This window comes from Rhodococcus triatomae (assembly GCF_014217785.1).
In the GTDB taxonomy this organism is placed as follows: Bacteria; Actinomycetota; Actinomycetes; order Mycobacteriales; family Mycobacteriaceae; genus Rhodococcus_F; species Rhodococcus_F triatomae.
Genome location: NZ_CP048814.1, coordinates 2980137 through 3002967, shown reverse-complemented (window position 1 = coordinate 3002967; position 22831 = coordinate 2980137). Strand labels below are relative to the sequence as shown.

General features: G+C 67.2%; 24 protein-coding genes. 12 read left to right on the top strand and 12 right to left on the bottom strand.

Going from position 1 to position 22831, the window contains the following annotated elements; translation table 11 throughout:
• The first annotated feature begins 202 nt into the window (after positions 1–202).
• Together G4H71_RS14125 and G4H71_RS14120 are read left to right on the top strand one after the other, a co-directional pair.
• The gene (locus tag G4H71_RS14125; protein ID WP_246442142.1) at positions 203–586 is read left to right on the top strand and encodes a hypothetical protein; all 384 of its coding nucleotides are present in this window, start codon (positions 203–205) and stop codon (positions 584–586) included.
• Complete coding sequence (locus G4H71_RS14120; RefSeq protein ID WP_083343220.1) at positions 583–1158, top strand: DUF3558 domain-containing protein; 576 nt, start codon at positions 583–585, stop codon at positions 1156–1158. Before G4H71_RS14125 ends, G4H71_RS14120 begins: the two co-directional genes overlap by 4 nt.
• Positions 1159–1231: 73 nt before the next feature.
• Here G4H71_RS14120 and G4H71_RS14115 read toward each other — a convergent pair whose 3' ends face one another.
• Together G4H71_RS14115 and G4H71_RS14110 are read right to left on the bottom strand one after the other, a co-directional pair.
• On the bottom strand, positions 1232–2071 hold the full coding sequence (locus G4H71_RS14115; protein WP_169847169.1) for a hypothetical protein: 840 nt from the start codon (positions 2069–2071) through the stop codon (positions 1232–1234).
• A gap of 55 nt (positions 2072–2126) precedes the next feature.
• Complete coding sequence (locus tag G4H71_RS14110; RefSeq protein ID WP_139183312.1) at positions 2127–3125, bottom strand: hypothetical protein; 999 nt, start codon at positions 3123–3125, stop codon at positions 2127–2129.
• A 176-nt stretch (positions 3126–3301) separates the two neighbouring features.
• Here G4H71_RS14110 and G4H71_RS14105 point away from each other — a divergent pair, with 176 nt between their 5' ends.
• Positions 3302–4483 (top strand): ISAs1 family transposase, encoded by a 1182-nt coding sequence (locus tag G4H71_RS14105; RefSeq protein ID WP_072740404.1) that lies wholly within the window; start codon positions 3302–3304, stop codon positions 4481–4483.
• A 142-nt stretch (positions 4484–4625) separates the two neighbouring features.
• On the opposite strand, the gene G4H71_RS14100 is transcribed toward G4H71_RS14105, so the two are convergent.
• From G4H71_RS14100 to G4H71_RS14095, 3 genes are all read right to left on the bottom strand, one after another.
• Positions 4626–4931 carry a hypothetical protein gene (locus G4H71_RS14100; RefSeq protein ID WP_072739338.1) on the bottom strand — a complete coding sequence of 102 codons (306 nt, stop codon included), beginning with the start codon at positions 4929–4931 and terminating at the stop codon, positions 4626–4628.
• Entirely contained in the window at positions 4928–5263 is a 336-nt protein-coding gene (locus G4H71_RS22900) for an SAV_915 family protein (RefSeq protein WP_367890091.1), read from the bottom strand. Before G4H71_RS22900 ends, G4H71_RS14100 begins: the two co-directional genes overlap by 4 nt.
• Before the next feature lie 158 nt (positions 5264–5421).
• Positions 5422–5799: a VOC family protein gene (locus tag G4H71_RS14095; protein ID WP_072739339.1), complete on the bottom strand. Its 378-nt coding sequence runs from the start codon at positions 5797–5799 to the stop codon at positions 5422–5424.
• A 143-nt stretch (positions 5800–5942) separates the two neighbouring features.
• Here G4H71_RS14095 and G4H71_RS14090 point away from each other — a divergent pair, with 143 nt between their 5' ends.
• A complete protein-coding gene (locus tag G4H71_RS14090; RefSeq protein WP_072739341.1) occupies positions 5943–7043 on the top strand; it encodes a CaiB/BaiF CoA transferase family protein in 1101 nt (366 codons plus the stop codon).
• 71 nt (positions 7044–7114) lie between these two features.
• Here the strand turns inward: G4H71_RS14090 and yczR are convergent, their stop codons facing one another.
• Both yczR and G4H71_RS14080 read right to left on the bottom strand, forming a co-directional pair.
• Positions 7115–8587 carry a MocR-like transcription factor YczR gene (gene yczR / locus G4H71_RS14085; RefSeq protein ID WP_072739342.1) on the bottom strand — a complete coding sequence of 491 codons (1473 nt, stop codon included), beginning with the start codon at positions 8585–8587 and terminating at the stop codon, positions 7115–7117.
• 278 nt (positions 8588–8865) lie between these two features.
• Entirely contained in the window at positions 8866–10398 is a 1533-nt protein-coding gene (locus G4H71_RS14080) for an alkaline phosphatase D family protein (protein ID WP_072739345.1), read from the bottom strand.
• 220 nt (positions 10399–10618) lie between these two features.
• Between G4H71_RS14080 and G4H71_RS14075 the strand changes: the two genes are divergently transcribed.
• The 6 genes from G4H71_RS14075 to G4H71_RS14050 all read left to right on the top strand — a co-directional run bounded on the left by G4H71_RS14075 (position 10619) and on the right by G4H71_RS14050 (position 16972).
• A complete protein-coding gene (locus G4H71_RS14075) occupies positions 10619–11911 on the top strand; it encodes a lipase family protein (protein ID WP_072739347.1) in 1293 nt (430 codons plus the stop codon).
• 144 nt (positions 11912–12055) lie between these two features.
• Positions 12056–12592 carry a methylated-DNA--[protein]-cysteine S-methyltransferase gene (locus tag G4H71_RS14070; protein WP_072739349.1) on the top strand — a complete coding sequence of 179 codons (537 nt, stop codon included), beginning with the start codon at positions 12056–12058 and terminating at the stop codon, positions 12590–12592.
• A 34-nt stretch (positions 12593–12626) separates the two neighbouring features.
• On the top strand, positions 12627–13883 hold the full coding sequence (locus G4H71_RS14065) for a helix-turn-helix transcriptional regulator (RefSeq protein WP_072739351.1): 1257 nt from the start codon (positions 12627–12629) through the stop codon (positions 13881–13883).
• Positions 13884–14019: 136 nt separating this feature from the next.
• Complete coding sequence (locus tag G4H71_RS14060; protein WP_072739353.1) at positions 14020–15105, top strand: S-(hydroxymethyl)mycothiol dehydrogenase; 1086 nt, start codon at positions 14020–14022, stop codon at positions 15103–15105.
• A complete protein-coding gene (locus G4H71_RS14055; RefSeq protein ID WP_072739354.1) occupies positions 15102–15728 on the top strand; it encodes an MBL fold metallo-hydrolase in 627 nt (208 codons plus the stop codon). Before G4H71_RS14060 ends, G4H71_RS14055 begins: the two co-directional genes overlap by 4 nt.
• 113 nt (positions 15729–15841) lie before the next feature.
• A complete protein-coding gene (locus tag G4H71_RS14050) occupies positions 15842–16972 on the top strand; it encodes an NADH:flavin oxidoreductase (RefSeq protein ID WP_072739508.1) in 1131 nt (376 codons plus the stop codon).
• 80 nt (positions 16973–17052) lie between these two features.
• Here the strand turns inward: G4H71_RS14050 and G4H71_RS14045 are convergent, their stop codons facing one another.
• From G4H71_RS14045 to G4H71_RS14035, 3 genes are all read right to left on the bottom strand, one after another.
• The gene (locus tag G4H71_RS14045) at positions 17053–17511 is read right to left on the bottom strand and encodes a hypothetical protein (protein ID WP_072739357.1); all 459 of its coding nucleotides are present in this window, start codon (positions 17509–17511) and stop codon (positions 17053–17055) included.
• 63 nt (positions 17512–17574) lie between these two features.
• Entirely contained in the window at positions 17575–18312 is a 738-nt protein-coding gene (locus tag G4H71_RS14040; RefSeq protein ID WP_072739359.1) for a ferredoxin reductase, read from the bottom strand.
• The gene (locus tag G4H71_RS14035) at positions 18309–18671 is read right to left on the bottom strand and encodes a hypothetical protein (RefSeq protein WP_169847181.1); all 363 of its coding nucleotides are present in this window, start codon (positions 18669–18671) and stop codon (positions 18309–18311) included. The genes G4H71_RS14040 and G4H71_RS14035 overlap by 4 nt, the downstream gene beginning before the upstream one ends.
• 301 nt (positions 18672–18972) lie before the next feature.
• On the opposite strand from G4H71_RS14035, the gene G4H71_RS14030 reads away from it, so the two are divergent.
• Together G4H71_RS14030 and G4H71_RS14025 are read left to right on the top strand one after the other, a co-directional pair.
• Positions 18973–19626 carry an SDR family oxidoreductase gene (locus G4H71_RS14030; protein ID WP_072739362.1) on the top strand — a complete coding sequence of 218 codons (654 nt, stop codon included), beginning with the start codon at positions 18973–18975 and terminating at the stop codon, positions 19624–19626.
• Positions 19627–19753: 127 nt separating this feature from the next.
• Positions 19754–20794 (top strand): iron-siderophore ABC transporter substrate-binding protein, encoded by a 1041-nt coding sequence (locus G4H71_RS14025; protein WP_072739364.1) that lies wholly within the window; start codon positions 19754–19756, stop codon positions 20792–20794.
• On the opposite strand, the gene G4H71_RS14020 is transcribed toward G4H71_RS14025, so the two are convergent.
• Positions 20791–21387, bottom strand: coding sequence for a GbsR/MarR family transcriptional regulator (locus tag G4H71_RS14020; protein WP_083343242.1), 597 nt, complete (start codon positions 21385–21387; stop codon positions 20791–20793). The genes G4H71_RS14025 and G4H71_RS14020 overlap by 4 nt on opposite strands.
• 35 nt (positions 21388–21422) lie before the next feature.
• The gene (locus G4H71_RS14015; RefSeq protein WP_072739365.1) at positions 21423–22712 is read right to left on the bottom strand and encodes an adenylosuccinate synthase; all 1290 of its coding nucleotides are present in this window, start codon (positions 22710–22712) and stop codon (positions 21423–21425) included.
• Between the last annotated feature and the right edge of the window lie 119 nt (positions 22713–22831).

Sequence of the window (22831 nt, the reverse complement as noted above, 5' to 3'; positions counted from 1 at the left end):
AGAACTGTAGGCGCAGCCTCCGGGCCTGCAATCAGACGTTCTGCTCGAACAACGACAGCACGTTGTCGTGGGGATCGCGGAACCAGGCGACCCGGCCACCGTTGGGGCCTCGTTGTGTGGAGTGACTTGGTGACGTTCGAGGTGCAGCATGCTGTCTCGCCACGTAGCACTGGACGCTTCCAGGCTGGAAGGGTCGGTTAGCATGACGGCCGAGCACCACTATATGAGGACCCGGGGGGCACTGATGAGTGAGCAGAAACCGCTACATCTGACAGACGGCGCGATCGAAGAACTCGTCGGGATATGCGAGGACATCATCACGAATCTGGAGGAGGCGATGGGGAAGTCCGCGGCGCTCGACTGGGTAAGTGGGTTCGGCGGTTTCGATTCAGCCAATCAACTCGAGGTCGGATACAAGCGGAAGGGCTCTGGCGGCGAGGACTCCGTGTATGACCGATTGATCGACTTCAAGGAGGCTGTAGAGGCGATGAGGGATGCGTTTCGGGCAGGTGGTGACGCCTACGCGGATCAGGAAAGTGCCGTGATGCAAAAAATTGCGGGTATCGCCGGAGGAATCTCGTCGTGAGAGCCTGGGGTATCGTGGCATCGACCTGTGCGGCCGTTCTGGTTTCTGGATGCAGCGCAGGCGGCCAGGAGGGCAATTCGCCGTTTGCGAGTCCGTCGTCCACTTCGGAAATCCGTAAACCTAGGCTCACGGATCTGTCCGCTCGCCCAGATGTAATTTTTGATCCGTGTATGGATATTCCCGATGACGCATTGCGAGCAGCAGGCCTGGAGCCGTCGACGCGCTCGTTCGAGGACGTATCCAGTAGTGACCGCACCTTCCTGATTTGCGCCTATCGGCCGGGGCCCCGAGGAATGTACGTGAATATCGGCTCATCAAACTCGACATATGATGAGTATGTTGCGAAGGAGTCGGAGTCCGAACTCCACGAGTATGATATAGACGGCCGCCGTGCAGTAACCAAGCATGTTGGAAGCCGAGGGGGGAATTGCATACTTACCGTCGAGACCTCCTACGGAACCCTCGGCGTGACCCGCGACCTCTTCGACAGCGAGTTGCCCCGCGAGCAGTCGTGTGACGGCATCGATGACATGGCGCGGATATTTCTGAGCCATCTTCCCGAGGGTGCTTGAACGGTTCGAGGCTGTTCAGATTCCTCAGCCGGAAGGAACCCTGATAGGGACGTGCTTAATGGCCTGTTGGTTGTCATCTCCTGGATGAACTCATTCGTTCCGCCATTCGAACGTCGCGGCGGTACTGTTCGATCGTTCGACGGGAAGCCCACAGGGCGAGCACAACTATGAAAACGCCGATGGGAAGCATCTGTGATGGCGCGTCAGAATCTGACACGAATGAGTAGATGAGGAATGACGCCAAAGCAATCGCACCGATCCAGAATCCAATAGCGAAGTACGGGCGACGGACTCGGGCAGGGACGGCGGACGCCGGAACTGTGTTTTCGAGCTTGAGAACAGCAAGCGCCCGCGGCGAGATTTCGCACTTCCCAGAGTGAAGCGAGTGCAGAATCCCGTTGTAGGTGAGGTCCCATAATTTCGCGTTGACCTGCACGTCACGCAGCGACAGGCTTCTAATCTCTCTACCACTGCTGTCCGCGACCCGGAGCACTCTCTTGACCCCGTCGATGCCGAAGTCGATGCTGGTGAGTTCATAGGTGCTGACCCAATTCTTTCCATGCTGAACCCAGGACGCCCCTGCCGCGCACCAGTGCGACCGACTCAGCTGCCACATCACAGCCCCAAAAATGGGAAAGAAAGCCCAAATCACTTGCACCCCAGGGTCCGACAGATCGGTCAACCAGCCCCAGCCCGTGTTCGCGAAAGCCAACGCCGCAACCAGAGCGAATCCGAAGAACACCGCTTTCCACTGATCCCACACCGTATCCTGCACCCACTCCAGGACTGGCCCTTCGCTTTCGGGAACAGGTGGATGACCACGCTGATTGCGACGCCGAGGGGTAGGGCAATCACCCCTCAACTCGCGCGGCGCGGCGGGGGGACGCGGCTCACCACTGACGACATCGGGCATCGACGGCAACGTGGGGGTAGCACTATCAGGACTCACAAATTTCAACTCCGTGTGTCTATTTGAGTACTTTATCAACTGCGAGGGTCGCCCCGTAGCTCAGAACCAATCCACCACCGATAATCGCCCACACGGGTGCACCTGCTGTAAATAGCGCCGCAGACGCGGCTGAACCGACGATCAACCCCGCTGTATTCTTGGTCGTAATACGCGCGACGTCCCCACCGTCCTCGGCTGTCGTCGCTATTTCATGACCGGTTTGGAGCACCGTGATTCCGGTGCCGATCACCGGAATCCGGGGAGCGATCTTGCCTCCGGTGTGGATCAGATCATCGAGTGTCATTGCCGCCAATCGGGGAACCCTTGCGTTGGGGTTTCCTCCCGCCAGCCTCGCATTGAACGCTGCGGCATTTTCGGCATTTCCTACCCCGCCCGCAAATCCAACCATGGCACCGATTGCAGCCCTGCGGTAAGTCTCACTCACCGCCTCGGAAGCTATTGTTCTGTATGTCGCGACGTTGGCTGCGCGGGTCTGAGCAACATCGGTCCATTTGTCGTAATGCTTGACTGCTTCCCCGATCGTTCCCACTACCGCCTGGGCAACGAGCCAGGGGGAGTTTGCGATAAGGTCGGCACGCAACATCGCGAGGAAGCTTTCTTCATCTGTCAGCGCTTGTCTCAGCGCGGCGTGCGCTTCCTCCTCGATAACGCGGCCTTCGGAAGCGAGCTCGAGAGCTGCCGCATACGCTTCCTGCTGCTTCGCCAACTCGATCTCGTCGGCAAGAGATATCGGACCGGTGGATACTTTCCGAACCGGGTCGCCGATCCACTCGGGGTCCACAACCCTGGGTTCCACCACCAGACCCGCATGAGCAGCGATACTTGCAGCAAGATCCATACGGCACTTCACCGTGGTCAGCGCAGAAGCCAGCTCTTCCACCGCACTTGCGACAGTGTTCGCCGAGTCAGCGATCTTCCTGGAGACATCACGAACACCATCGACGCGGTCCCGGAAATTGTCGCCAGCGTCGCCCTTCCCCCACTCGGATCTGGACACGTCCCCAGACCTCCCGAGGAGGTCGATACCACAGGGCTCCGTAGTTGTTGAGTAGCGGAGCTGTGGCCTGGTGGTTTGGGTTCGTTGGAGCGTGTGGGGGCGGTGGAGCGGGCATGGGGACAGGGGCCGATCATGGGTGTGTCTTACGCATCCAGATCGTCCACAAGGAGTCACCCATGCCCGCCGGGACAGTGTCCCCGATCGACCCATGCCTTGACCAGCTGACCCGGTTTGTCGGTGGTGTCGTCGACGAGAAGCAGGTGCCGCGGTTGATGACTGCACTCGAAGTGGTGCCCGATCCGCGGGATCGTCGCGGTCGCCGGTACTCGCTGCCCTCGTTGATCGCGATTGCCCTGTGTGCGGTTGCCGCGGGCGCTCGGTCGTATTCGAGTATCGCGGATTGGGCCGTAGCTGCTCCGCGGGAGGTGTTGGTGCGCTTGGGTATCCGGTTCCGTGTGCCGAGCGAGGCCACGATCCGGCAGGTCCTCGGACGGGTCGAGGGGGATGGGTTGGATCTGGTGCTGGGCCGCTACCTGTCCGATGCCGGCGATAATGACAGCGGCGGCGAGCGGGTGGCAGTGGCTGTCGACGGTAAAACTGTCCGCGGTGCACGAGCCGGCGAGGAGTCGGCCCCGCACCTGGTTTCGGCGGTCACCCATACCGGTGGTGTGGTACTCGGGCAGTGCCGCACCGCGGACAAGTCCAACGAGATATCCGCTGTCCGAAGGTTGCTGCGAGGAATCGACCTGGTCGGTGCGGTCGTCACCGTCGATGCCATGCACACGCAGAAGGCCACTGCCCGGTGTCTGCGTGAGCGGTGTCGGGCCGAGTACGTGATGGTTGTCAAGGCGAACCAGCCTGGGCTGCTCGCCCGGATCCGGGAGCTGCCGTGGGAGCAGGTGCCGGTGGTGTGGTCCGACCCGCTCGAACGTGGTCACGGTCGTGAGGAGGCGCGGATCTACAAGATCGTCACCGTCACCCGTGGTCTTCGATTCCCGTACGCGCAGCAGGTGATCGAGATCACTCGCCGTCGCCGCCGGATCGGTGCCGACCGGTGGAGCATCGAGGTTGTGTACGCGATCTGCTCGTTGCCCTGTGAGCAGGCGCCACCGAAGCTGCTCGCGAGGTGGATCCGCGGGCATTGGTCGATCGAGAACAGGGTCCATTGGGTACGGGACGTGACGTTCGACGAAGACCGCTCCACGGTCCGTGCCGGTCACGGACCGCAGGTGATGGCGACGCTGCGGAATACAGCGATCAGCCTTCATCGACGGGCGGGGCAGTCGAATATCGCCCAGGCCTGCCGACGTGTCGCGGTAAACCCGCATCGTGCTGTCGACCTGGTCTTGAGATCCTGAACCCGCAGGTCGCGGCCCTGGGCCTCAACAACTACGGAGCCCTGGTCGATACCACCGGCAACGCCTTCGGCCAGAGTTCGGAGCCTGGTGGCACATGTATGGCATGCGTCCGGATTGCCGAATACCTTCACATAGATAGGCATCAGCGTCCGCCGGGGGGTAGATCGTCGCCGATCTTCTCGAGTTCCAGCCTGTTGAGATTCTCCGCCTCGAAGTAGTCTTCGCCACTAGTCTCCACGGCGTCAGCGAGAGACGTGACGGTGTCGACGAGTTGGGACATCGAGTTCGCGATGGCCACTAGTGCATCGCCGACACGGGCGGTGGACGGTCCCGCATCGGGAGCCTCCGGAGCCTGACTGCTCAGGTTCGCGAAGCCCTGCGCTGCTTGATGGAGCGGCGACGCGACTGCGTTGAGGTCACCTACCTCCATCTCGTTCGGCCCACTCATCTCGAACCTCCCCGCTTGTCGAGTGGCGACTCCAGCCATCTGTCAGGTAGATGAGAGTCTTCGTCCTCCCAATGAAGGTCCACGCTTTGGTTCTTCTGCTGCTCGATCGGCAGCGCACCGTCGACCAGAATGACACTGGCTCCGACCTGTCGTTGCACTTCGTGCAGCTTGTCGACGGCGACAGTCGCGGCCGCCTGGTGTGTACCGCAGCAACGTGTCAATTCGTGGGGGCTTGTGTATACGAGCAGTGCCATGGACTCGTCCGCGAGCCGTCGAAGCTCGAGTTGAATCGGCTCAGTTCCCCTTCGCGTGCGCACCGGCACATAGAGCATTCCAGCCCATGTGAGTTCATCGCACCCCCCCTCGGAACGTATTCGAGAAAGGTATCACGCGGGGCGCCCCACGCGAGCGTCTACTCCACCCACTCGCGACGCCCCTGCCAGCGCATATGCCTGCCGGGCCCGGAAGTCGCCGTCAAGCCGGCCTGCGATCAGACGTTCTGCTCGAACAACGAGAGCACGTTGTCGTGGGGATCGCGGAACCAGGCGACCCGGCCGCCGTTCGGCGTCGTCCAGGCGGCGTGCTCGTCCTGGTCGAGGCCCGGATAGACCGTGAACACGATGCCCTTCTCGCGCAGCGCGTCCACCACCGGGTCGAGGTCGTCGACCTCCCAGCCCAGCACCGTGTACCCGGTGTCCGCCTTCGACTGCACGAGCGTGACCCGCAGAGCAGCACCCCCGCCGTCGAGGACGAGGGCGAACTCGTCGCGGGCGACGAGTTCGAGACCGAGCGTGTCGACGTAGAACATCGCGGACACGTCGAGGTCGGTGCTGGCGACGAAACTGACGATGCGTCCCGGAAAGGCCATGGATCAACTCTGCTCCGCACGCCGCGCCGTCGGCAAGGAAACCGCTCACAAAGCGCTACTTCCCGTGACCCGCGGCACACAGATACTTTCGGACAAGTTAGCGTCGATTCGACAGGTTGTCGTGCACGGGAAGAGGAACCTACGTGTCTGCTGCATCTACCGAGAAGAAAGGCCCGCTCGCGGGCATCCGGATCGTCGAGTTGGCGGGCATCGGCCCGGGACCACATGCCGCCACCCTGTTGGCCGACCTGGGAGCCGACGTCCTCATCGTCCAGCGCCCCGGCCAACTGTCCCCGGAGGGCGTGCCGTCCGACCAGACCAAGCGCGGTCGCCGCGTGGTGGAGGCGAACCTCAAGGACCCGGAGCAGATCGAGAAGGTCCTGGGCCTGATCGAGCGTGCCGACGTCCTGATCGAGGGGTTCCGGCCGGGTGTGACCGAGCGGATGGGGCTGGGCCCGGACGAGTGTCTGGCCCGCAACCCGCGGCTGATCTACGGCCGGATGACCGGCTGGGGCCAGGAAGGACCGCTGGCGAACGCGGCGGGCCACGACATCAACTACATCTCGCTCACCGGCATCCTGCACGCCGTCGGCCGCAAGGACGAGCGTCCGGTGCCCCCGCTCAACATGGTCGGTGACTTCGGCGGCGGGTCGATGTTCCTGATCATGGGTCTCCTCGCGGCGCTGGTCGAGCGCCAGTCCTCGGGCAAGGGCCAGGTGGTGGACGCCGCGATGGTGGACGGCGCGCTCGCGCTTTCCCACATGATGTGGGCGTTCCGCGGCCGGGGCCTCTGGTCCGACGAGCGCGGGGTCAACCTGCTCGACACCGGCGCCCCCTTCTACGACACGTACGAGACCTCGGACGGCAAGTACATGGCCGTCGGATCCATCGAACCGCAGTTCTACGCCCTGCTGCTGCAAGGCCTCGAGATGGACCCGGCGGACCTGCCGAACCAGATGGACGTGTCGAAATGGCCGGAGATGAAGAAGATCTTCGCGGACAAGTTCCTCACCAGAACCCGCGACGAGTGGTCGGAGATCTTCGCCGGCACCGACGCCTGCGTCACCCCGGTGCTGACCTTCGACGAGGCCACCCGCAACGAGCACGTCGTCGCCCGCGAAGCCCTCGTCGAACTGGACGGTGTCACCCAGCACGCGCCCGCACCGCGGTTCTCGCGGACCCCGACGGACGTCCCGGCACCACCGGCTCGGGAAGGCGTCGACATCGACACCGTCTGGACCTGAGCCGGAAGTCCGGCACGGCCTCCGGGTCGTGCCGGACCCCCGCTCGGCGGCTGAATGGTGTCAGAGCGGGGTCAGAGCACCACGCCGGTGCGTTCGACGTCGTGGTGCGCCAGCGTCGCGTACGCCGCGGCGACAGCGGCGACACCACGACGCAGATCCTCCGCCGGCCGCGCGTACGGCAGCCGGAGGAACCGTTCGAATGCGCCCTCCACGCCGAACCGCGGCCCGGCTGCGAGCAGGACGCCGTGGCTCGGTGCCGTCGCGGCGAGGGCCGACGACACCGGGGTCGGCATCCGCAGCCACAGTGACAGCCCGCCGGCACCGACCGTCGGCTCCCACCCCGGTAGATGTTCGGCGAGCGCGCCGAGCAACGTACTGCGCTGCTCACGCAACTGCGCACGACGCCGATCGAGCAGGTCGGCGTCGTCGGCCATCAGCCGCGCGGCCGCGAGCTGATCCATCACGGGTGTCCCCAGGTCGACGGCGGCGCGGGCGCCGGCCAGGCGGGCGATGAGGGTCGGATCGGCCCGGATCCAGCCCACCCGCAGACCGCCCCAGAACGACTTGGCGGTCGAACCGATCGTGACGACCTCCGTCTTCGCGCCGCCGCGCCCGTACGAGGCGACCGACCCCGGGGAGGGCGCGTCGAGCCACAGATCGACCATCGTCTCGTCCACGACGAGCGTCATCCGCGTCTCGCGTGCCGTCTCTGCCAGCCGGGCCCTGCCCGGTCCGTCCAGGCACAGACCGGTCGGGTTGTGGAAGTCGGGGATCAGGTACGCCATGCGCGCGGCGGTCTGACGCGCCGCACTGCGGATGCCGTCGAGGTCCCAGGCCGCCGCCCCGCCGGCCTCCGGACGCACCGGCACCGGCACCGCCCGAGCACCCACCCGCCGGATCGCCTCCAGGGCATTGGGATACGTCGGGTGATCGACGAGGACCCGCTCTCCGGGAGCGGTGAGAACGCTGAGCAGCAACCGAAGTGCGTGCTGCGCCCCGGAGGTCACCATGATCTGGTCCGGCGTCGTGGAGAGACCACGGGCGCAATAGCGTTCGGCGATCACCTCCCGCAATTCCGGGACACCGACCGGCTCCATCCCGTGGGTCGGCAGATAGCGGCCCAACGACTCGAGGGCTGCCGCGTACGCGGACTCGATCTCCTCTTTCGGCGCCGCCATCGCGGCGTAACTCAGGTCGACGACCGAGGATTCGGCCCCCGGGAGGTGCGCGCGGACGACCGCCGCCGGACGGGTCGGAATCGCGACGGTCGACCGCGAGCCCTGGCGAGTGACGAGATACCCCTCCTCACGCAGTACCGAGTAGGCGGAGGTGATCGTCGTCCGGCTGACCCCGAGAACGGAGGCGAGTTCGCGCTCGCTCGGCAGGGCCACACCGAGGGGCACCCTCCCGTCGTGCACGAGCATCCGGATGCCGTCGGCGAGCGCCCGGTAGGTGGGCCGGGCAGCCGTACGTCTGCCCGGCCGGTCCTGCCAGTTGCCGAGGTCCCGGGTCAGGGTCCGGGCACCGAGCACACGCGTGATCATGGGGACCAGTATCGCCGGACTGGCTATTCGATTCCAAGCCAGTTCGGTCCATTCTGAGGAACATGATGACCGTAGCGATCCTCACCGCACTGACCCTGCTGTTCGCCGCGATCTCCCGAGCCGCGCCGAAAAACAGAGGTGAGCGTTTGTTTCGCCCGGAGCAGTTCCGTCCGGGAGCGCCACTCGGCGGGATCGTCCAGCACCACGACGAGCTCCGTCGATCAGACGAGCTCCGTCGATCAGACCAGTGACCCGGCACTGGACTGAGAGAACTGCGATCAGGCGGGCGGATCGAGCACCTGACTGAACAGCGTGGCCCCGGTGGAATCGAGGAGATCCACCCGCATCTGCCGGGTCTCGCCGTCGATGAAGACCTCGCCGAAGTGCTGGTAGCCGTCGAGCGGTGACAGGTTGGCCTCCGGCGGGGCGTGCACGAAGACCGCCTCCGGGCCGAAGGTGCCGTCGAGATCGTTGGGACCGAATCCGCCCGCGTGGAGCGGCCCGGAGACGAACTCCCAGAACTCGTCGAAGTCGGTGAATGCCGCCCGCTCCGGCGAATAGTGGTGGGCCGCGGTGTAATGCACGTCCGCGGTCAGCCACACCGTGCCGGTGATCCCCCGCGCCTTGATCGCCGAGAGGATGCGGGCAATCTCCGATTCGCGGCCCGACGGCATCCCCGGGTCACCGTTCGCGACACCTTCGAACGCCGTGTCCCCGTCGGGTACGACGAGCCCGATGGGGAGATCCGCGGCGATGATCTTCCAGGTCGCCGTGGAACGAGTCAGCTCGTCGATCAGCCAGTCGGTCTGCGCCGCACCGAGCACCTGCCCGGCCGGCCCCACGTTCGCGTCGTTCGCATCCTTGTAGGTGCGCATGTCGAGGACGAACACGTCCAGCAGCGGCCCGTACGGAATGGTCCGGTGGATCCGCCCGTCGACCGCCTCGCCGGGCTCGATCGGCAACCACTCGTGGAACGCCCGGAACGCGCGCTCCGCCAGCACGTCCACGTTCTTCTCGGTGTACTCGTCGAGGTCGAGGATCTCCCCGGGGTACCAGTTGTTGACGGTCTCGTGGTCGTCCCACTGGACGATCTGGGCGACGGACGAGTTGAACCGGCGGTAGTTCTCGTCAGTGAGGTTGTACGCGTACTGACCGCGGAACTCGTCCAGGGTCTGCGCGACGGCACTCTTCGGCTCGGTGACGATGTTGCGCCAGATGCGGCCGTCCGGGAGTTCGACGGTTTCCTCCAACGGCCCGTCGGAGTACACGACGTCACCGGAGTGCAGGAACAGGTGCGGGTCGCGCCGGGCCATCGTGTCGAAGACCGGCATGCCGCCGATGTCGGGATTGATCCCGTAGCCCTGGCCTGCGGTGTCACCGGACCACTGCAACCGGATGTCGCCCGGCGCGCTGGGCGCGGTACGGAACACGCCTGTCACCGGCTCCGACGTCGCGCCGTCGTCGCCCTCGAGCGTCACCCGATAGTGCACCTGCTCGCCGGACGGCAGGCCGGTCACCCGGAGCCGGCCCGTGCCGTCGCTGTCGGGAGTGAGCAGGCCGCCGACATGTCGCGTGGCATTCGTGAACGAATCGGTACCCGCGGTCTCCACGATCAGGGTCGCGGGCCGGTCCGAGCGCGCCCAGATCACCGCCCCGTCCCGCCGGACATCGCCGGCCGCGACGCCGTGGGTCAGGGTGGGCCGCTCCCGAACCAGCGCGGGAGCCGAGCCGCCGTTCGAGCAGGCCGCGGCGGGCACTGCCAGCAGCCCGAGTGCCGTGGTGCGGAGCAGTGCGCGGCGGGACAGGTACACGGTGAGTTCTCCTCGGGTCCGAAGTGCGGTGCGAGGGGGAGGCTGCCGGGGTTCCGCCAACGGTCGGTGAACGCGGCGTGAGCACGCGGTTCCCGGTCGGCGACGGGGTGGATATCCGGACCGGACAGGCGGAACTTACCCATCGGTAATACCCGGTGTTACAGTTACCGCCGCTGTGTGACAGCACACAATCGATCGTCTTTCTGCTGGGAGGATCTACATGAGGGCGCGACGCACTCGGAGTTGGCTGGCGGCCTCGGTGACCGCCGCAGCACTGGCAGGCGGCCTGGTCGCGGCACCCGCGACGGCGGGCGCGCAGACGGACTTCTACACCCCGCCCGCCGAACTCGGCGGCACCCCCGGCGAGATCCTGCGGGCAGATGCCTCGGACCTCGCGATCCGCGTCGCCACTCCGGACGGCGTCTTCCCGGCCCAGGGCACGCGCCTGATGTACCGCAGCAGCGACACCCACGGCGACGCCAACGCCGTCACCGGCACCTACCTCGAGCCGTCTCTGCCGTGGCACGGCGACGGCCCGCGGCCGCTGGTCGCGCTCGCGCCGGGCACTCAGGGCCAGGGCGACCAGTGCGCGCCGTCGAAGCAGCTGAACTCGCTGATCACTTACACCCCGCCGCTGGATCTGTTCACGGAGTACGAGCTGCTGTCGATCAACGCGATGCTGCTGCAGGGCATCGCCGTCGTCGTCACCGACTACGAGGGGCTCGGTACACCCGGCCACCACACCTACGTCAACCGCAAGGCCAGCGGTCACGCGCTGCTCGACGCCGCCCGCGCCGCCCGGAACCTGCCCGGCACCTCGGTGTCCCCGGACAGCCCGGTCGGCCTGTGGGGCTACTCGCAGGGGGGCGGCGCCGTCGCCTCCGCGGCGGAACTGCAGCCCACCTATGCCCCCGAACTGACACTGAAGGGCGCGTACGCGGGTGCACCGCCCGCCGACCTCGAAGCCACCCTCGAGCAGATCGACGGCACCTTCCTCACCGGCGCGATCGGCTACACCGTCAACGGGCTCGCGGACGCCTATCCCGAACTCCGCGACAACATCGACTCGGTGTTCAACGACCGCGGGCGGCAGATGCTCGCCGAGGTCGCGAACGCCTGTGTCGTCGAGACGGGCCTGCGCTACGGGTTCCAGCACACCAGCGACTTCACCAACAGCGGGGAACCGCTCAACGTGGTCGTCGAGGGCCTGCCGGACGTGAAGGCGGCACTGGCCGACCAGCGGATCGGACGCCAGAAACCCGCCGTGCCGGTGCTGATCCAGCACGGAACCCAAGACGACATCGTTCCCTACGGCCAGGGACGACAGCTCGCACTCGACTGGTGCGCACAGGGCGTCGACGTCCAGTTCACCCCGAACCCGACGCCGCCGATCCTGCCGAATGTCGCGGTCAACCATGTCGTTCCGCTGCTCGCGGGCATGCCGGAAGCGGTGTCCTACCTGAACGACCGGTTCGCGGATCGGCCCGCACCGAACAACTGCGGCGCTTTCTGACCGCACGGCGCTCCGGACGTCGCAGACCCTGTGGAGCGTCGCACAGCGCATACCCTGTGCGACGCTCCACAGCGCGTGCGAGGTGACGCGCGCATCGGGAGTCTGCTCGCGGAGTCTGTCGGGCACCACGCGCATACTGGGGACGTGACGACCGGATTCGCGTTGTTCGACACCGCACTCGGGACCTGCGCACTGGCGTGGCGTGCCACCGGCATCGTCGGCCTCCAGCTGCCGGAAAGCTCCCCCGAGGCCACCCTCGAGCGGATCGTCGCGAGTTTCCCCACGGCCACCGAGCACGATCCCCCACCCGCGGCACTCGAGGCGATGGAACTGATCCGCGCTCACCTTTCCGGTTCACCGGACGATCTGCGCTCGATCCCCCTCGATTTCGAAGACGTCCCCGAGTTCGACTGCCGGGTGTACGAGGTCACCCGCTCCATCGGCCCGGGCAACACCCTCACCTACGGCGACATCGCCCGCGAGATCGACGTCCCCGGGGCGTCGCAAGCCGTGGGCCAGGCACTCGGCCGCAACCCCATCCCGCTCATCGTCCCGTGTCACCGCGTCCTTGCCGCCGGCGGCGCGGTCGGCGGGTTCTCCGCAGGCGGCGGCACCGTCACCAAACGGGAGCTGCTCGCGCTCGAGCACGTTCCCGGATTCGACGATCCCACCCTGTTCTGACCACACGACGCTCCCGGACGACGGCCTGGCTAGGGTGACAGCCGTGGGACGGACGGAGCAGGTGGACGCGCTGCGCGAGGTTCTCGTCGGGGAACTCGCGGACATCGGCCGACGCTTCTCCCGGCTGATCGCAGACATCGTCCCGCACGCCGCGCTGGTCATCTTCACCCGCGAGTGCACCGGCCGGCCCCGCAAGGTCGCCGGCGATCCGGCGATCGTCGACCGCGTCACCATCACCGAACTCGACTCCCTGCGCGGCGAACTCGCACCGGGAACCGGAAGCCGTCGTACCGCCCGCATAGCCGGGCGCGACCGCGACGTCCTCGCGATCCTCGACCGCACCGACACCCTGCTCGTGCTGGTACTCCGCGACCACTCGCGCCCCGACGTCGACACCGTCCGGGCGCTGTTCGGCGTGGTCGCCACCGGGATCACGCTGCAGGTCGGCACCGCGAGCCCGGCCTACCTGGCGGAGTCACGGGCCGCGTCCGCGGAGCGGGCCCGCACCATCGCGGAGCTGACGGAAGTCCACGCCACCACCTTGGAGACGATTCTCGCCACCCTCCGGTCCACGGATCTCGACGATGCGCGGGCCCGCTCGTCGGCGCGAGAGACCGCCTCGGCAGCCCTCGTCGGGCTCCGCGCCGCCGTCGACGTCCACCGTGATCTCGCGGAGGAAGCCGTCGCCACCGCGTTCGCGCGGCTGCGCGGTGAGCTGCGCACGCTCATCCGGCACCGTGACGTCGCACTCGAGCTGGTCGAGCCTCCCGTCGGCGGGCGCGCACTGCCCGGGGAGGTGGCTCACGGTGCCCGCGCCGTCGTACGCGGCGCGGTGCTCGCGCTGTCCGACCAGACACGACTCCAGCGAATCCGGGTCGCCTGGGAGTGTGACGACGACGGGCTCGTCGTGGACATCCGTGACGACGGGGAGGGCGAAGCCGACGTCGCCGGACTCGCACACCAACTGCAGCCGCGCGTCGTGACTCTCGGCGGATCGCTCGAGACGGAGTCCACGACGGGGTGGGGTTCACACCTGTGTGCCCGCTTCCCGCTGACCGTCCCCGCGCCGGTTCCCGATCAGCCGCTGCTCGCGACGCTCGCCCCACGCGAGGTGGAGGTGCTCGGGCACCTCGTGGCGGGACGGCGCAACCGGACCATCGCCGAACGGCTCGGGGTCAGCGAGAGCACGGTGAAGTTCCACGTCGCGAGCGTGCTGCGCAAGCTGGCGGTACAGACCCGGGGCGAGGCAGCCGCCGTGGGCGCGCAGTCGGGTGTCGAACCGGCACCGTGACCCTGGCCGTTCGGACAGGTCGAACTCGCCGCCCGAACAGTCCCCCGCGGGCTCGGCGCGAACTACCGTCGTATGCGGACATCGCGATAGGCGAACACCGACATACGAGCACTCGACGCCGAACCAGGAGCAGAACATGCCGCAACAGGTACGAGGGATCATCTCGCGGGCGAAGGGCGCGCCCGTGGAGTTGGTGACGATCAACGTCCCGGATCCCGGTCCCGGCGAGGCCGTCGTCGCCATCGCGGCGTGCGGGGTGTGCCACACCGACCTCACGTACCGGGAGGGCGGCATCAACGACGAGTACCCGTTCCTGCTCGGTCACGAGGCGGCCGGCATCGTCGAGGCGGTCGGCGAGGGCGTCGACACCGTCGAGGTCGGTGACTTCGTCATCCTCAACTGGCGCGCGGTGTGCGGGAAGTGTCGCGCCTGCAAGCGCGGACGGCCGTGGTACTGCTTCGACACCCACAACGCGACCCAGAAGATGACCCTCGAGGACGGCACCGAATTGACCCCCGCGCTGGGGATCGGCGCGTTCGCCGACAAGACCCTCGTCGCCGCCGGTCAGTGCACCAAGGTCGATCCGACGGCCGATCCCGCCGTCGTGGGACTTCTCGGCTGCGGCGTCATGGCAGGTCTCGGTGCCGCGGTGAACACGGGCGGCGTCACGCGGGGCGACTCGGTCGCCGTCATCGGCTGCGGCGGCGTCGGTGACGCGGCCGTGATGGGGGCGCGGCTCGCGGGCGCGAACCGGATCATCGCGATCGACCGCGATCCCACGAAACTGGAGTGGGCAGTGGGGCTCGGCGCCACCCACACGATCGACGCCTCCACCGCCGACGTCGTCGAGGCGGTGCAGGAGTTGACCGGCGGCTTCGGTGCCGACGTCGTCATCGACGCGGTCGGGCGGCCGGAGACCTGGAAGCAGGCGTTCTATGCGCGCGATCTCGCGGGCACCGTCGTGCTGGTCGGCGTCCCCACCCCGGACATGACGCTCGAGATGCCGCTGGTGGACTTCTTCAGCCACGGCGGATCGCTGAAATCGTCCTGGTACGGAGACTGCCTGCCCGAGCGCGACTTCCCGATGCTGGTCGACCTGTACCAGCAGGGCAGGCTGCCGCTGGAGAAGTTCGTCACCGAGCGAATCGGCCTGGACGAGGTGGAGCAGGCGTTCGAGACCATGCACCGCGGTGAGGTCCTGCGATCGGTGGTGGTCCTGTGACTTTCCGCGTGGACCGAGTCGTCACGTCCGGCACGTTCTCCCTCGATGGCGGAACGTGGGAGGTGGACAACAACATCTGGCTGATCGGCGACGATTCCGAGGTGGTGATCGTCGACGCCGCACACACCGCCGCGCCCATCGTGGACGCGGTGGGCGATCGCACGGTGAAGGCGATCGTGCTCACCCACGGGCACGACGACCACGTCACCGTGGCCCCCGAGTTGTCGGAGCGGCTCGATGCCCCGATCCTGCTCAACCCCGCCGACGACGTCCTGTGGCAGATGACCCATCCCGGCGTCGGCTACCAGCCTCTCGAGGACGGCCGGCGGATCTCCGTGGCGGGCACCGACATCCAGGCCATCGCCACGCCTGGCCACTCCCCCGGATCCACGGTGCTGTACCTGCCCGAGGCCGGCGAACTGTTCTCCGGGGACACGTTGTTCTCCGGCGGCCCCGGGGCAACCGGACGTTCATATTCCGACTTCCCGACGATCATCGACTCCATCAAGGAGAAACTGTTCGTCCTGCCACCCGAGACGGTGGTCCGCACCGGACACGGCGACGGCACCACCATCGGCACCGAGGCTCCGCATCTCGAGGAGTGGATCGCGCGCGGGAGCTGATCCACCCCCGGGCCTGGGACGATGTCACACCGGTTCGATCTGAACGAACCGGTGTGACATCGTCCCGGCGTGGAGCCGGAATAACGGGCGTGACGGCGGAGTTGGACATTGTCGTGGCTGATACCGATCCGAAGACAGACAGTCTGTTCGAACCGTTCGCGCACAAGTCGCTGAAGCTGCGGAACCGCTTCGCGATGGCGCCCATGACGCGAGGATTCTCGCCGAACGGCATTCCCGGGGAGGACGTGGCGGCCTACTACCGGCGCCGCGCCGCGGGAGGCGTGGGCCTGATCATCACCGAGGGCACCTACATCCCCGACCCCGCAGCCGGGCCGATGCCGAGCGTGCCCCGTCTCTACAGCTCCGAGTCGCTGGAGGGGTGGCGCCGCGTCGTCGACGAGGTCCATGCCGAAGGTGGCGTGATCATCCCACAGCTGTGGCACACCGGGGTCGAGCGCGGCGAGCGGCCGCGGTTCAACCCGGACGTGCCGACCGTGAGCCCGTCGGGCATCGCCCTGGACGGATCGACACTCGGCCGAGCCTTCGAGACCGCCGAGCTCGACACCCTGCTCGAGGCCTGGGTGGCCGCGGCCGTCAACGCGAAGGACGTCGGATTCGACGGCATCGAGTTGCACGGCGCGCACGGGTACCTGCTCGACGAGTTCCTCTGGGACCGCACGAATGTGCGCGACGACGGTTACGGCGGTTCACTTCCCGCACGGGTGCGATTCCCCGTCGAGGTGGTCTCCGCGATCCGGGCCGCGGTCGGGCCGGAATTCGCCATCGTCTACCGCTTCTCGCAGTGGAAGTCGAATCAGTACGACGCACGGATCGCGAACACCCCCACCGAGCTCGAGCAGATTCTCACCCCGCTCGTCGACGCGGGCGTGGACATCCTCCACCCGTCGACACGCAGGCACTGGGAACCCGCCTTCGAGGACGAGCCCGGGCGCGACGGCACACTCGGCCTGGCCGGTTGGACGAAGCGCCTGACCGGCGTCCCGACGATCACGGTCGGCTCCGTCGGGCTGGATCGCGTGTTCACCACCGCGTTCACCGACGACGGCGACTCCCGTGCCGCCGGGCTCGAGGAACTGGTCCGTCAATACGAGAACGGCGACTTCGATCTCGTCGCCGTCGGCCGAGCGCTGATCTCGGACCCGCAGTGGGTCCGGAAGCTGCAGACCGGCCGCACGGACGAGCACATCCCGTTCTCCACGGAGCACCGGAAAGTCCTGCACTGACCCGAGCCGGAAACGAACCGTCGTCGCCCGGCTGACGAGCGACGGCGGTTCCGGTGTCCCCGAATCCGAATGTGCCGCACTCAGCGCGCGGTGAACTCGCCTCCGCCGGGCAGGTTCGGTGTGGACGGGGTGACGGTGACCTCCACCCGGCCCGGCCCCGGATCGAAGTAGCGCACCGTCCCTGCACCCGGGCCGTCCCATCCGGACAGGGCCCAGTCGGCCGAACCCGAGGCGCCGGTGTCGAGGTTGCGCCAGGTCAGTGTTCCGTCCACCAGACACACCGGCGTGAAGCCGAAGAAATGGGTCTCGAACCGAACGTAGTAGGGCTCCGGACCGTCGACGGACTCGTGTGCGGCGAGGTCGATACGGCCCGCGCAGACGGCGATCGAATCGGCTGAACCGTGCCCGACCGTGAACGTGGGCGCCAGCGGTGTCGGCGGCGCGACCTGCGCGGATGCCACCGCATTGCCTGCGAACATCAGGCCCACGGCAGCGAACGCGACGAGCGGGATCCGGATCATTCGCTGTGCTACCTTCATGCACCCACTGTCGCGCGAACGTACCACTCGTGTCCACCGTCACATTTCGGGCGTCGACTCCGATCAGGCGGACACCGCCAGCGGGTCGGCGTGAGTGAACCTCTCGACATGGATGCGCTCGGTCGGCCACCCCGAGACGCGCGCCATCTCGACGACGGTGTGCGCCATCGGCGGCGGACCGCAGACGTACAGGTGGGCACCCATCGGCTGCTCCACCAGGGCGGTACGCACCGAATCGAGCAAGCCGACCCGGGTGCGGTGAGCGGACAGTCGGTCGCCGCAGGCGTCGGACAGCTCGTCCAGATGCGCACCGAACTGGCGGCGGTAGCCGTACAAGACCCCGAACGACCGTGCGGACTGTGCCGCCGCCCTGGCGTGGGAGAGGACCGGGGCGACCCCGATCCCACCGGCGACGAACAGGTGGTGCCGTGCCGTCGGGACCGGTGCGAACCCTGCGACCGGCCGGCCGACCGTCACACGACTCCCGGGTTCGAGTGAATGCAGCCACGCGGATCCACCCCTCCCTGCCGGATCGAGCCGCACCGAGATCGAATAGTCGCCGGGCGCAGCACCGGCACCGGTGAGTGCGTAGGGGTTCCGTCGCGCGCGGCCGTCGGCGCCGGCACCGCACGTCACCGTCACGGAGCTCCCCGGCTGATACGGATCCAGCGATTCCCCCGCCGGGTCGACCAGAACCAATTCCCTTACTTCGCAGCTTTTCTCGACCACCCGGTCGACGACGAGAACACGGTCGTCGCCATCGGAGGACCCTGCGCGGGCAGCGCCGCCGTACCCCGTCATGCGTACTCCTCCTGACGCAGGAACGGGCGCGGCACGTCGACGACGTCGGTGCGGATCTCGGTGGCGAGCACGCCCGCCGCCAACGCCCGCTCCCGCGCGGCCGTCACGTCGTCCGCGGCACCGATCAGCATCAGCCGCCAGCCGACGGTCGCCTCCTCGACTGCCTGCACGAGCGCGGCGTGATCCCTGCTGCCGGATCCCGACCTGATCCAGTTCACTCTCCGGCCGCGCAACTGCCCGAGCATCCGGCGGGCCTGTCCGTCGCACCCGCGACCGAACGACACGATCGTGAAGTATCGCCCCTCGGCGAACCACCTGTCGGAGCTCCCGGGCGTCCCGGCCTGCACGTACGCGTTCATCTGTGCACTCTCTTCCGAGCCGTCGGCACCCCGCTCCCGGCGCCGGGATACGAGGGGAAGATCGTTCGCGGCGGCCACTCACCGGTGGCATGACAGGGATTCTAGGAGGCGGAATCGCATCGTCGGTTACACATCGGTTAACACGATGGATCGAAACCGGCTACCGGGCAAGGCCTTTGGTGAACACCATGTATCGCGCCACGCACAGCCCCCGCCGAGGGCAGGTCCCCGGCCCTGCTTCGAGCACTCCACACGCGGGTAGGCTGGCGAACGATCCGGACATCGTCGGAAGGAGTCTCCCGTGGCACGCGTCGCCATCATCGGCGGGCACGGCAAGATCGCTCTCCAACTCGCTCGAATCCTCACCGCACGCGGCGACGAGGTCACCTCCGTCATCCGCAACCCCGACCAGGCGGGCGAGGTGGCCGCGACCGGTGCCACGCCCGTGGTCGCGGACGTCGAAGGCCTGGTCACCGACCAGATCACGGACGTACTCCGAGGCCACGACGCCCTGGTGTGGTCGGCGGGAGCCGGGGGCGGCAACCCCGCGCGCACCTACGCGGTCGACCGGGATGCGGCGATCCGGTCCATGGACGCGGCGGCACGCGCCGGCATCGGGCGCTACGTCATGATCTCGTACCTGGGCGCGCGACCGGACCACGGCGTGGACCCGGAGAACTCCTTCTTCGCGTACGCCGAGGCGAAGGCCGCGGCGGACCAGTACCTGCGCGGTACGGAACTCGACTGGACCATTCTCGGCCCGAGCACCCTGACCTCCGACCCGGGCACGGGGACGATCACCGTCGACCCCGACGCCGCCTCGGGAACTGTCCCCCGCGAGGACGTCGCGCGGGTAGCGGCCGCGGTGCTCGAACGTCCGCAGACGGCGGGCAGGTTCATCGGCTTCATCGGCGGGGACACCCCGATCGACCAGGCTCTCGACGCACCGTCCTGACCCTCGCCGGTCCGACCGGCGAGAAGTGTCGCCGGTCGGGCCGTACCAAACTTTCATTTGAGTTGAAATTTCAAAGTAGGTAAGCCTATGCTCGCGGCGCATCGTCAGCCGTGTCGAAAGGCCCCTCATGAGATTCGCCCGTTCGCGAAGCGCTCGCCTCGCCGCCCTGTCGTCCGGCCTGATGGCCGTCGCCCTCGTCGTCGCGGGCTGCGGGACGGCGGACGACGCGGACGAGGCACGGGACTCGGACTTCGAGACCGTGACGATCGAGCACGCGCTCGGTCGGGCAGTGGTCACCGAGGAACCCGAACGCATCGTCACCCTGGGCATGGGCTCGGCCGAGACGGCAATCGCGTTGGGCACCGTCCCGGTCGGTGTCGAGGAGTACGCCTGGGGCAGCGACGACACCGGCTACCTGCCGTGGATCCACGAAGCGGTCACCGAACGCGGCGACGAACTGCCCGTCCAGTTCACCGGCGGCAGCGAGATCGACATCGAGTCCATCGCCGCCCTGGAACCGGACCTCATCCTCGCGCCCTGGTCGGGCATCACGCAGGAGCACTACGACGCACTGAGTGCCCTCGCGCCCACGGTCGCCTACGCGGAGAAAGCCTGGACGACGACCTGGGAGGAACAGATGCGGGTCATCGGTGCCGCGATGGGCAAGTCCGCGGAAGCCGAGCAGGAGATCGAGAAGATCAGGACGCAGTTCACCGACGCCGCGGCCGCCCACCCCGAGTACGCCGACGTCTCGTTCTCGTTCGTCTACAACACCGGGCCCGGCACGTTGGGGGTGTTCTTCCCCGAGGAACAGCGCGTCGCGATGGTGCGCGCCCTCGGCCTGACCGTCGACCCCGTCGTCGAGACGCTGCCCGAGAAGGACGGCACCGACTCCGCGGTCATCGGTCTCGAGAACGCACACCTGCTCGACAACTCGGATCTGCTGTTCACCTTCTACTCCGACGCGGTCAACCGCGCCGAGACCGAGGCACAGCCGGTGTACGCGCAGATCCCTGCCGTCGCACGCGGTTCGGTCGTCGCGCCGACGGAACAGGCGTTCGTCACCGGCTCGTCGATCATCAATCCGCTGACCGTGCCGTGGTCACTCGAACGCTACGTGCCGCTGATCGACCAGGCACTCGAGGCACTCCCCGAGCCGACGAACTAGTCGGCCCGGCTCGTGCCCTCGTCGTCACCGGATGCCCGCGCGTCGCGTTCCGCTTTGAAACGGTTCCACTCGCTGCGGAGCATCCGGTTGTCGATGATCCACCCCATGTAGTCACGCATGTTCAGGACGCGGACGTACGCCGGCCCGTTCGGGTCGGTGTGCGCGAGCGCCTCGGCAGCCAGGCGTCGCTGGTTCTCCAGATATTCGTGCTCGATCTCGAGGAAGCCGCCCCACACATCGGAATCCATGGCGTAGTAGTGAATCCGGTCGCGCGGCTTCCGGATGCGCTTGACGAATCCCCGGTCGATGAGCCGCCGGATGTACGTCGACACCGACCCCCGGCTCGCGTCCAGCGCCCGGGAGAGTTCCTCGGCGCTCACGCCCGGGGACTCGTCGATCAGGAGGTAGCCGGCGATCCGTCCCTCGATCCGGGACGCGCCGGTCGACTGCCAGTAGTCCGCGAACCGCTCGACGAACCATCGCTCGAAGCCCCCGTCGTTTTCGACACGACTGTCGCTTTCGACACGACTGTCGCCTTCGAAACCACCGTCGCCTTCGAAACCACCGTCGCCGACGGACGTCGCGTCACTCATGCGCCTCCCCGCGCCGCTCCCCTACCGCGGGGATGTCAGCGCACGACCTCGCGGCGGACGATCGTCTGATCGCGACCGGGGCCGACGCCGATGCAGGAGATGAACGCACCGGACAGCTCTTCCAGTCGCAGCACGTAGTTCTGCGCGTTGACCGGCAGATCCTCGAAGGTGCGGGCACCGGAGATGTCCTCCCACCAGCCGGGCATCTCCTCGTAGATCGGCTTCGCGTGATGCACCTCGGTCTGCGACATCGGCATCTCGTCGTAGCGCACGCCGTCGACCTCGTAGGCGACGCAGATCGGGATGGTGTCGAGACTCGACAGCACATCGAGCTTGGTGAGGAAATAGTCGGTGATGCCGTTGACGCGGGTCGCGTAGCGCGCGATCACCGCGTCGAACCAGCCGGTGCGTCGGGCTCGCCCGGTGGTGACACCCACTTCGCCGCCCTGCTTGGCGAGGTACTCGCCGTGGTCGTCGAACAGTTCGGTCGGGAAGGGGCCGGAGCCGACACGCGTGGTGTACGCCTTGAGGATTCCCAGCACGGTGGTGATCCGGGTGGGCCCGATTCCGGAGCCGACCGAGGCGCCGCCGGAGGTGGGGTTGGACGACGTGACGTACGGGTACGTCCCGTGATCGACGTCGAGCAGCGTGCCCTGCGAGCCTTCGAGGAGGACGATCTCGCCGCGCTCGAGGGCCTGGTTCAGCTGGAGCCGCGTATCGGCGATGCGGTGCTTGAACCCCTCTGCCTGGCCGAGGACCTCCTCCACCACCTGCTGCGGGTCGAGGGCCTTGCGGTTGTAGATCTTCGCGAGCACCTGGTTCTTGAATTCCAGTGCCGCCTCGACCTTCTGGGTGAGGATCTTCTCGTCGAGAACGTCCGCGACGCGCACACCGACGCGGGCGATCTTGTCCTGGTAGCAGGGCCCGATCCCACGTCCCGTGGTGCCGATCTTGCGGGCGCCGAGGAAGCGTTCGGTGACCTTGTCGATGGCCACGTGGTACGGCATGATCAGGTGCGCATCCGCCGAGAGCAGCAGCCCGCCGGTGTCGATGCCACGCTCTTCCAGACCGGACAGCTCCGTGAGCAGCACACCGGGATCGACGACGACGCCGTTACCGATCACGTTCGTCACGCCGGGCGTGAGGATTCCGGACGGGATCAGATGCAGCGCGAACTTGTCGCCGTTGGGCAGGACGACGGTGTGCCCCGCGTTGTTTCCGCCCTGGTAGCGAACCACCCACTGCAGGCGCCCGCCCAGTAGATCGGTAGCTTTGCCCTTGCCCTCGTCGCCCCACTGGGCGCCGATCAGGACGATTGCCGGCATGACGTTGTCTCCTACGGTCGACTCGCAGCCGAAGTCCGACCGCGTGGTTCTGCCGTCACTGGGCAGTGACCGGGGGAACAGTCTAGCCCAGGCCCCTGACCGACAGACCGGACGGCTTG

Bases quoted from the DNA above. Each gene is read 5' to 3' on its own strand.
- G4H71_RS14125 (WP_246442142.1), top strand. From the start codon at position 203: ATGACGGCCGAGCACCACTATATGAGGACCCGGGGGGCACTGATGAGT.
- G4H71_RS14115 (WP_169847169.1), bottom strand. From the start codon at position 2,071: ATGCCCGATGTCGTCAGTGGTGAGCCGCGTCCCCCCGCCGCGCCGCGC.
- G4H71_RS14105 (WP_072740404.1), top strand. From the start codon at position 3,302: ATGCCCGCCGGGACAGTGTCCCCGATCGACCCATGCCTTGACCAGCTG.
- G4H71_RS14100 (WP_072739338.1), bottom strand. From the start codon at position 4,931: ATGAGTGGGCCGAACGAGATGGAGGTAGGTGACCTCAACGCAGTCGCG.
- G4H71_RS22900 (WP_367890091.1), bottom strand. From the start codon at position 5,263: ATGCTCTATGTGCCGGTGCGCACGCGAAGGGGAACTGAGCCGATTCAA.
- G4H71_RS14095 (WP_072739339.1), bottom strand. From the start codon at position 5,799: ATGGCCTTTCCGGGACGCATCGTCAGTTTCGTCGCCAGCACCGACCTC.
- yczR (WP_072739342.1), bottom strand. From the start codon at position 8,587: ATGATCACGCGTGTGCTCGGTGCCCGGACCCTGACCCGGGACCTCGGC.
- G4H71_RS14075 (WP_072739347.1), top strand. From the start codon at position 10,619: ATGAGGGCGCGACGCACTCGGAGTTGGCTGGCGGCCTCGGTGACCGCC.
- G4H71_RS14060 (WP_072739353.1), top strand. From the start codon at position 14,020: ATGCCGCAACAGGTACGAGGGATCATCTCGCGGGCGAAGGGCGCGCCC.
- G4H71_RS14045 (WP_072739357.1), bottom strand. From the start codon at position 17,511: ATGAAGGTAGCACAGCGAATGATCCGGATCCCGCTCGTCGCGTTCGCT.
- G4H71_RS14040 (WP_072739359.1), bottom strand. From the start codon at position 18,312: ATGACGGGGTACGGCGGCGCTGCCCGCGCAGGGTCCTCCGATGGCGAC.
- G4H71_RS14035 (WP_169847181.1), bottom strand. From the start codon at position 18,671: ATGAACGCGTACGTGCAGGCCGGGACGCCCGGGAGCTCCGACAGGTGG.
- G4H71_RS14025 (WP_072739364.1), top strand. From the start codon at position 19,754: ATGAGATTCGCCCGTTCGCGAAGCGCTCGCCTCGCCGCCCTGTCGTCC.
- G4H71_RS14020 (WP_083343242.1), bottom strand. From the start codon at position 21,387: ATGAGTGACGCGACGTCCGTCGGCGACGGTGGTTTCGAAGGCGACGGT.
- G4H71_RS14015 (WP_072739365.1), bottom strand. From the start codon at position 22,712: ATGCCGGCAATCGTCCTGATCGGCGCCCAGTGGGGCGACGAGGGCAAG.